The organism is Paraburkholderia sp. (assembly GCF_036488505.1).
GTDB lineage: Bacteria > Pseudomonadota > Gammaproteobacteria > Burkholderiales > Burkholderiaceae > Paraburkholderia.
In genome coordinates, this window is sequence record NZ_DASXHN010000046.1 from 1 (window position 1) to 1916 (window position 1916).

The following is a 1916-nucleotide window of genomic DNA, read 5'->3' on the forward strand; positions in this document are numbered from 1 at the left end:
GACTGTCTTCAGGCCGTATTTTTTCGCCGCAACTTCAGCGTGACGCAGGAAGCTCGAATACACGCCCGCGTAACCGAGTGCGAGCGTCTCGCGGTCTACCCGCACCGGACGATCCTGTAGCGGACGGACGAGGTCGTCGGCGGCGTCCATCAGCCTGTACAGGTCGCAGCCGTGATGCCAGCCCTGCCGCCCGGCCGCGGCAACGAACACTTCGAGCGGCGCATTGCCGGCGCCGGCGCCCATGCCGGCAAGGCTTGCATCGACTCGATCGCAACCCTCTTCTATTGCCACCAGCGAGTTCGCCACGCCCAGGCTCAGGTTGTGATGCGCGTGCATGCCGGTCTGCGTCCCGGCCTTGAGTGCGTCCTTGAACGCGCGGAAACGCTCGCGGACATCGTTCATGCCCAAGGCCCCGCCAGAGTCCACCACGTACACGCAGGACGCGCCGTAGCTCTCCATCATCTTCGCTTGCTCAGCGAGTTTTTGCGGCGTCGTCATGTGGCTCATCATCAGGAAACCGACCGGGTCCATGCCGAGTTCGCGGGCGAACTCCAGATGCTGGCGCGACACGTCCGCCTCGGTGCAATGGGTCGCTACCCGGACGATGCGCGCACCGGCATCGAAGGCATTGCGCAAGTCGTGCGTCGTGCCGATGCCGGGAATCAGCAGCGTCGCGATCTTCGCGGTCTTCACGCTTTCTGCAGCCGCCGCGATCCATTCCACGTCGCTGTGGGCGCCGAAGCCGTAGTTGAAACTCGAGCCTTCGATGCCATCGCCATGCGCCACCTCGATGCTGTCCACGCCGGATTCATCGAGTGCCTTCGCTATCGCCTTGACGTGGGCGATGCTGTATTGATGACGAATCGCGTGGCTGCCGTCACGCAGCGTCACGTCGGAGATATAGAGTTTTTTGCGAGTCATTGCACGATCTCCTGTTTGCCGCGGGCGACACCCGCCGCCATGCGGCGACGCGCCATCATGTCGCCGCATGCAAGCGCGGCCGAGGTCATGATGTCGAGATTACCGGCGTACGACGGCAAGTAGTGCGCGGCGCCCTCCACTTCGAGAAACACCGATGTCTTGAGTCCATGCATGGGACCCAGGCCGGGCACGTTCAGCGGCTTTGACGGTTCGACCACATCGAACTGGACCTTCTGCTTCAGGCGGTAGCCCGGCACATAGGCTTGCACGCTCGCCACCATTCTTTCGATGCTATCCAGGAGCGCCGTCTGATCCACGAGCTCCGACAGAATGAACACCGTGTCGCGCATGATGAGCGGCGGCTCGGCGGGATTCAGCACGATGATCGCTTTGCCGCGCGTGGCACCGCCCAGCTTTTCAATGGCGCTGCGCGTGGTCTCGGTGAACTCGTCGATATTCGCGCGCGTGCCCGGGCCTGCGGACTTGCTCGAAATCGACGCCACGATCTCCGCGTAATGCACCTTCGCTAGCCGCGAGACGGCTGCGACGATAGGAATGGTCGCCTGCCCGCCGCACGTGACCATGTTCATGTTGGCCGCGTTCTCGGCTTCGAGGTTGATCGCGGGAATCACGTACGGGCCGATGGCCGCCGGCGTCAGGTCGATCACCTGTACGCCGTGCGCCTGGAGCACATCGTTGTGACGCTTGTGGGCACCGGCTGAGGTTGCATCGAAGACAATGTCGATGTCCTTGAACACATCGAGTTTCAGCAATCCATCCAGGCCTTCGGCCGTTGTCGCCACGCCGAGGCGCTGTGCCCTTGCCAGGCCGTCGGACTTCGGATCGACGCCCACCATCGCGCCCATCTCCAGATGCTCGCTGTTGCGCATGACCTTGATCATCAGGTCAGTGCCGATATTGCCCGGCCCAATGATTGCCACCTTCACTTTTCCGTTCATGCTCTTTCCATTGTCCAGTATTAAGGTTTCGGGGCG

Annotated in this window: 2 protein-coding genes; both read right to left on the minus strand. The window is 62.5% G+C overall.

All coding sequences use genetic code 11. The features are described 5' to 3' along the window. On the minus strand, nt 1-921 hold a 921-nt coding region (dmpG, locus tag VGH68_RS02695; RefSeq protein ID WP_331601961.1), incomplete at its 3' end, for a 4-hydroxy-2-oxovalerate aldolase. After that, on the minus strand, nt 918-1880 hold the full coding sequence (locus tag VGH68_RS02700; RefSeq protein ID WP_331601962.1) for an acetaldehyde dehydrogenase (acetylating): 963 nt from the start codon (nt 1878-1880) through the stop codon (nt 918-920). The genes VGH68_RS02700 and dmpG, both read right to left, overlap by 4 nt. Nucleotides 1881-1916: the final 36 nt, after the last annotated feature.

What these genes read in the sequence shown, in the direction of transcription:
- VGH68_RS02700 (WP_331601962.1), bottom strand. Translation starts at nt 1,880, where the DNA reads ATGAACGGAAAAGTGAAGGTGGCAATCATTGGGCCGGGCAATATCGGC.